Source organism: Microcystis sp. Msp_OC_L_20101000_S702 (genome assembly GCF_007095705.1).
Classification (GTDB): Bacteria; Cyanobacteriota; Cyanobacteriia; order Cyanobacteriales; family Microcystaceae; genus Microcystis; species Microcystis ichthyoblabe_A.
Genome location: NZ_SFBO01000046.1, coordinates 1 through 7,550 on the forward strand (window position 1 = coordinate 1; position 7,550 = coordinate 7,550).

Annotated in this window: 4 protein-coding genes and 1 pseudogene; all 5 read left to right on the plus strand. The window is 45.1% G+C overall.

Translation table 11 applies throughout. The features are described from left to right. Positions 1 to 210 (plus strand): glycogen/starch/alpha-glucan phosphorylase (locus EWV60_RS05030; RefSeq protein WP_287231382.1); only part of this gene is annotated, 210 nt, incomplete at its 5' end. 81 nt (positions 211 to 291) lie between these two features. Continuing rightward, positions 292 to 1,080, plus strand: a complete 789-nt coding sequence (locus EWV60_RS05035) for a sulfotransferase (protein ID WP_287231383.1) — start codon at positions 292 to 294, stop codon at positions 1,078 to 1,080. Between the two features lie 183 nt (positions 1,081 to 1,263). Further along, on the plus strand, positions 1,264 to 5,349 hold the full coding sequence (locus EWV60_RS05040; RefSeq protein WP_016516551.1) for a twitch domain-containing radical SAM protein: 4,086 nt from the start codon (positions 1,264 to 1,266) through the stop codon (positions 5,347 to 5,349). A gap of 60 nt (positions 5,350 to 5,409) precedes the next feature. Next, the gene (locus EWV60_RS05045; RefSeq protein WP_002773305.1) at positions 5,410 to 7,143 is read left to right on the plus strand and encodes a radical SAM protein; all 1,734 of its coding nucleotides are present in this window, start codon (positions 5,410 to 5,412) and stop codon (positions 7,141 to 7,143) included. A 246-nt stretch (positions 7,144 to 7,389) separates the two neighbouring features. Further along, a pseudogene (locus tag EWV60_RS05050) lies at positions 7,390 to 7,550 on the plus strand (glycogen/starch/alpha-glucan phosphorylase); the annotation flags it as partial.

Consider the following 7,550-nt stretch of genomic DNA (forward strand, 5'->3'; position numbering starts at 1 on the left):
GATGACCAGTATATGCTTTTAGCTGATTATCAATCCTACGCTGATTGTCAGGAACAGGTAAGTGAAGCTTATCGCGATCGGGACAAGTGGACGCGGATGTCGATTCTTAACTCGGTTCGTATGGCTAAATTCTCTAGTGATCGCACAATCTGGGAATATTGTCAAGAGATTTGGAAAGTTAATCCGGTCAAGATTAGTTTAGAGGATTAAAAAACTCGGTCAAGTTCGGGTTTAGTCTTTGACTGGCCCGAATTTTGGAACCGTAGCCCCCAAAAATGCTTGATGAAAACGATGAAATTTATTATTCTTTGCTATCCAAGAACTGGTTCAACACTTCTGATTACAGCCCTAGGAGCTCATCCGCATCTGCGTCAAGGAATGGAATTATTTAATCCAGAACTAGAGGGAGATGATCCTTGGGTTCATTGGCGACAAGAGACTTTTAATCAGCTTTACGGTGAACAGGAAACCTACCTCAACCCTCAGAAGAATCTCGATGGTGAGCGATTTGATTTAAGTTTGTTATCGAGGGAATTTTTTCGAGTTTTTGACGGTACTAAAATTATGTACGATCAACTTGAGCGACAGTCTCCTGTCTGGGATCATTTAAGATCGATGGGGGATTTAAGAATCATTATTTTAAGGAGAAATATTGTCGAGGCGGCTGTGAGTTTTCGGATTGCCATGGCAACTAATATCTGGTTTGTTCCCAATGAAAAATCCTATATTTGGTACGTCCCTGGCCAAGAAACTAAGCCACCTTCCCTCTCTTTAGAATATCCCCTCTGGTACTTCGACTGGTTTTACAATTATTATTGCGCTGCGGAAGAATTTTTTGTCAATCTATTTCAGGATCAGGCCAAGATGGTGGTTAATTACGAGGAGATGATAGCCAATTGGGAGCAAACTATCCAAAACTTGCAAGTTCATCTGGGGGTCGAGCCGCTCGCTATTCCCATGATGTTCGACAAGAGAACCCATGGTACAATCAAAGAACTTATTTCTAACTATGATGAGATCAGAACGTACTATGACCATCATCCAGTTTTAGCCGCTCATTTTCAAGCAGTTTCATCATGAGCGTAACCGGTTGAGAAAATAAAAATTATTAAATTTTAAAAATATTCTCTTGTTTGGGCTGCCAATTTACTTTAGATTTTAAGTACAGCGTTTCTCCTCAAGATCAGGTGCGACCTAATTGGGTATCGACGACCGACTCCCCAAAAGAAAAACTTTGTACCTCACCATTAAGATAACTACTATATGCTCCCCAAAACATTTTGTATTCTACCTTTCTGCCAAGCCATGATTACTAACGATGGCAAGGTGAAATTATGCAGTCTGAATCATGGAACTAATCTGGTATCAGAAGGACGAATTCTCTCCTTGCATCAGTCTTCTTTAGAAGATATTTGGAATTCCGAGTATTTTCGTCAGCTGCGGCGGCAAATGCTAGCAGGAGAGAAGATAGCCAGCTGTGCCAAATGTTATGCCCTTGAAGCTGAAGGCAGTGCAAGCATTCGTCAAGTGATGAACCGTTACCCTAGTCAGAGGATTCCGGTTGCCGGGGAGGAGCAGATAATGGAATGGGCAGCGGCGATCGTTGATGAGCGTGGGGGGCAAGCACCACCTCCCTCAGCCTTACATCTGTGGCTGGGCAATCTTTGCAATTTAAAATGTCGGATGTGTTCGCCGATGTTTAGTTCCCAGATCGCTGGCGATCCCGTACAAGCGCAATGGTTTGATGATCGTCCGCGCTCAGAAACGCTGCTGCCAGTCTACCTCAAGGGCGTAGAATACACTGGTTTCGGTGAACTGAACAAGCAGGGTGAAAAGTTGACCCGACCAGTAATCTCACAAAAAGTGACGATTTCCCTGACCGCTAAAGGAGAACCAGTGGATTTTATCGAAATCTCTGGTCAGAAACAGAGCAAGCAACTGTATCACTTATTGGTCATGACAGAAGACCAACTGTTGGGCCAACAATTATTAGCTGGAAGTGGTGAATGGCGAGTGGTCGTCAAACCCGATCTGGTCTGGAATCCTAGTTCTCGCCTTGAATTCTCCCTGCATTTTCTGCCCGTATTTTACCTTCCGCCCTTAACCAGCACTCGCACAGCGAAACTAAATATCTATCGTTGGGGTTTTCCGCTGGGTATTGATATCGATAACTTGAGGATTGTCAGCAAACCACAGAGCGGAAAGAGACAACCAAAGGAATTTTTAAGCCGTATTCCTGAAAATCCCCATTGGTCTTCCAATGAAAAGCTGGTTTTTGAGGAAATCTTAGCCCATCCAGAAAGCCTCCAGCATATCAACTTTACGGGAGGAGAGCCGTTTATCCAGCCCGCTTTTGCCACTATTCTCAAGAAATTGATAGAAACCGATCACGCCCAACACATCTCGCTATACATCAACACGAACGGCACTGTCTATAATCGTCGTCTTTCGGAAATGCTGCGTCAGTTTTTATCCGTAGAACTGGCTTTTAGTGTGGAGGGAGTCGGTCAGTTACAGGAATATATCCGAACGCCTTCTCGGTGGGAAATGATCTCGCGTAATATATTATCCTTCCAGAAAGACCATATTCCCTTATCTGTTCGTCCCACTGCCCAAGCTTATAATATCTTCGGCATTTTAGAGCTGGTGCGTTGGTGTCAAGAACAGGGTCTGAGATACATCTTAAACAATCTCATTTGGGAGCCAAGGTTTTTATCCCTAGATATGCTGCCGCAACTGGTCATTGATGAAGCTCGACAGGATTGGCAGCAATACTTAGAGCAAGAGTGTGATGAAGATAATCGATGGCACATAGAAACAATAATCGCCGCTTTACAACGACCACGCCCCGAACCGAGGGAATTAGCCGTTTTACAAGACGAATTTATTCGCTATACCAACGATATCGATCGATCAAGAGGACAATCCCTCGCCGTCGCCTGTCCTAGACTTTATGATCGTCTCATCGCTGCCGGTTGCGACTTTGGCTCTAAGTACCGTTTCAGCCAACCAAAGATGACTGATGCCAGTATCGTTATTACCACCTGTGAAGTCAATCAACACCATGGTACAGGTGCATTAGTCAAAAAAATAGTTGCTGACACTGCCAATATTCTGTCGATTCGTTCTGTAGATTTGTATGGGGGAGAACAGGACTTGGGGGCAATCGCTCTTTGTCTATCTAATCGTGGTTTGTCAAGACCAGAAGCAGTGAAAAACACTGTCCATGCCGTCAGAATTTTCCATGAATATAAGGTGACGCGCCTTCTTTGTGTTCCTTACCTGGCCGAGGATTTAATCACAGCGATCGTACTGCAAGACTTGTATCAAGTTCCCTTGGCCGCTTACATTATGGACGATCAAAATATTTGCGTGAATAATATTCCCGATCAATTGATGGGGGAATTTTTAGGTAAATGTTCCCTACGGCTAGTCACCCATCCCGAATTGCGAGCAGCCTACGAAGCCAAATATCAATTGGAGTTTTCGTTACTGCCCGCATTGGTATCGGAGCAGTTAATTTCCCCGACTCCCCAATTAGCCAATCTTAACTCCCGGTCGGCCAATGTAGGAGCTTTGATTGGCAGTATTTCCAGTCAGCAATGCTTTGATTTATTATGTAACACGATCAAGGCAGCGGGAATCGAACTCGATTGGTACAATGGCACGGTAGATTGGTATCAAGACAATCAATACCGTCAGCAAGAGGAGCATTCAGAACTAATTAAAAATCGAGGCATTCATCTCTGTGGTCTGTTGCCAGAAGAAAAACTGGTACAGATATTAAGAAACTATGCCTATTTAGTGATGCCGACGGGTGCCTTAGCAGAAGGCGATCATAATCCTCGATTGTGGCGAATGATGTTTGCGGTGGCTACGGCGAATATCCCGATAATTGTTTTGGGCCAGGAAACCACATCGGCAGCTCAATTTATCCGACGATTTCATCTAGGAGTTGTCTGTGATTATCAAGGGGAAAGTTTAAGACAGGCTCTAGAGCAGCTAAGAGACCCGAAAAATTGCCAACAGATGCGCCAAAATGCGGCGGCCATAGCCTCAAAATTATCAGCCAAAGGGATTAACCAATGGCTATGGGAATCGATCGATCAGGGCAAACCGCGGGATGGACGTTTTGAGGAACTGTTCGCAGACAATCTGGAACAGGAAGAAATAAATAGTCAAGAGTCGCCCCTCTGCCAAGAACCGATGACCAGTGAGGAAATTTTAGCTCACTGTTTTCCCCAACGTCTTGCCCACGGTTATGACGGGCATCTGGTAGATATTAATAACATTGATTACATCGATATGGTGTCTGGTTGGGGTTCCAATATTCTTGGTCATGGCTACCAACGGGTAGCGCGGGCTGTGGCCGAACAGATGTTCAAATACTCTAACCTTGGTATGGTCGGTCCGGAATGGCAAAACCTCTACGAGCTGCTGACTCGCTTGATCCCCTGTGCCGAAACCATGCACTTAGTTAAAAATGGCTCCGATGCAACGGCAGCGGCCGTTCGACTAGCTCGTTCGGTGACGGGACGGGTTAAAGTGCTGCATCGAGGTTATCATGGTGTTCAGGATTGGTACATGGCCTCGATTCAATGTCCGGGGGTGCCGAGTAGCCATTACGGGCAAATTATTAGTCTTGATGTGTTAGAGGTGGAGGGCGTTCAACGGGCTTTTGTCGAGCATCCTGGGGAGATTGCCTGCCTGATTATCGATCCGATGGTTTGGCCAATTCCCGATCGAGAAACTATGTTAACTATTCAAGCAATCGTTCAAAAAGAAGGGGCGCTGTTGATTTTTGATGAAGTGGTCTCTGGTTTCCGGGTGGCCATTGGTGGAGCCCAAGAGTTTTGGGGGATTGTACCCGATCTGGCCTGTTATGGCAAGGCGATCGCTAATGGTCTACCTCTCTCGGTGTTAGTAGGTCGTGAGCAGTGGCTACAACAAATGTCATCGATTAACTACGGTCTGACTTTTAGCCTAGAAGCGGTTTCAATCGTGGCGGCGATCGAAACGATTAATGAGATTAGCGATCGTCAAGTCTGTCAAGACTTAGCAGCAAAAGGTCGTATTTTAAAAACCGCCTATGGCGAAATTTGTCGAACCCGTGGAATCGAGTCCGCCTTAGTGGGACATGATTGTCGCCCAGAGCTAAAATTTTGGGAAATTAACGGCTTTTCTGGCGATTATTGTCGTAATCTGATGAATTATGAACTGGCACGCCAAAAAGTATGCACCTATGGCACTTTTAACCTCTGCTATCGCCACACCCAGGACGATATACAAATGGTCATCTGCGCCCTAGAAAAAGCCCTCGCTCGCGTCGCCTTGACCCTCAAGGGCTAGAATCAGTAATCAGTAATCAGTGATCACTCCCGACTCGAAAAATTCCCCACTCCTTTTCCGATGCTACCAAAAACCTTTTGTATCCTCCCTTTCTCCCAGATGACCATTGTTAATGATGGGAAAGCGCAATTGTGTTGTCGCACCGATCTCAATCCGATGTCAGAGGGGCGTTGTCTGTCGTTACACTGGGCTACCTGCGAGCAGATTTGGAATTCCGACTATCTGCGCTCGGTGCGAAGCCAAATGCTGGCTGGGGAAAAAATCCCCGACTGTAGCCAATGTTATAGCACGGAAGCCGATGGTGGGACTAGCCTTCGCCAGATTATGAATACCCAAGCTGAACAACTGTGGCGGGTTTCAGGAGAAGAGGGCATCTTGGACAAGGCGACGGCGATCGTTCGTGAGGGGGGCAAAGCACCACCGCCCTCGGCCTTGCACCTGTGGCTAGGTAATCTTTGTAATTTAAAATGTCGAATGTGTTCGCCGATGTTTAGCTCCCAGATTGCGGCCGATCCCATACAAGCACAATGGTTTGGCGATCGAATCCGTGCAGAGATACTTTTACCCGTTTACCTCGATGAAGTCAAATATACAGGTTTGGGCGAACTAACTCGGCGTGGCGAAAAGTTAACCCGTCCAGTAAAAAGGGGAAAAGTCACCATTTCCTTACCCGCCAACGGAGCGGCCATCGATTTAATTGAAATTTCTGGCTGGAAAAATTGTCATCAACCCTGTTATTTATCAGTAATGGCAGGAAAACGAGCAATAGCCCGACAATTATTATCAGACGGTCAGTGGCAAATAGCGATCGAACTCGCTCCCACTGAGGAAGCCATCTCTAGCTTAGAATTATCCCTACATTTTCTGCACCTATTGCAGCCGCAATCCTTACTCAGCAATTATCAAGGAGAACAAATCTGTAGTTGGGGTTTACAACCCTGTATCGATATCGATAACTTGCGGATTGTCAGCCAGAAAAAGAGCGATAAGGGACAAGAGAGAGAGATTTTAAGCCGTATACCCGAAAATACCCAGTGGTCTTCCAATGAAAAGCTGGTTTTTGAGGAAATATTGGCTCATCCGGAGAGTTTGAATTTGCTTCTATTTGCTGGGGGTGAACCATTAATCCATCCCATGTTTCCAGCTATTCTCAAAAAACTAATCGACACTGATCACGCAGGACACATCTCGCTTTACATCAGCACCAATGGCACTGTCTATAATCGTCGTCTTTCGGAAATGCTCAAACAGTTTTTATCGGTGGAACTGGCTTTTAGCGTGGAAGGGATCGGTCAACTACAAGAATATATTCGTTATCCCTCTAGATGGGAGAGGATCGCTCGTAATATTTTCGCATTTCAGAAAGATCATATCTCCTTATCTGTCCGTCCTACTGCTCAAGCTTATAATATTTTTGGCATTTTAGACCTGGTACGTTGGTGTCAAGAAAATGGGCTGCGATTCTGTTTAGATAGCATTGTCTGGTCGCCGAAATTTTTATCCCTTGATATGTTGCCGCAAGTCCTCATCGATGAAGCTTTCCAGGATTGGCAGCAATTTTTGGCCAGTGAATGTGATCAAGATAATCGATGGCATCTAGAGACGGTGATTGCCGCTTTACAACGTCCTCGCCCCGATTCTGAAGAATTAATGACTTTGCAAGGGGATTTTATCGAGTTTACTAATGATATTGATCGCTCAAGAGGACAATCCCTAGCTTTAGCTTGTCCCCGACTTTATAATCGTCTCGTCGCTAACGGTTTTGACTTTAGCGATAAGTATCGCTTCTTTTAGCTTTTTTATTGGCTGAGATTTTTGTCTCTCAGCAATTCTAAATTTGCCCTGTAGCAAGGCTTTTGGGAGTTAGTTCGCATAATACGGGGTAAAATTCAATGGGATGGCGAATTTCATTTGACGAGTCTTCGGGCTTTTGACGTGATAGTACACCAAAAGTTGCTCCAAAAATCCCCCTTTAAAATGTTCTTTAAATCCCTAAAAGGCTTGCTGTGTCTAAAACTGAGAATTGCTGTTTGTCTCTACTTTGACTTGACAGCAGAAGAAGTTTATGCTAGGAAAGCACAGGGTTATGAACCGATGAGCTATTACAAAAATAATCGCGAATTGAAGGGAGTGATCGATCGAATTAAGAGTGGTTATTTTAGCCATGGTGACCAGGAATTATTCAGGCCGATCGTTGATTC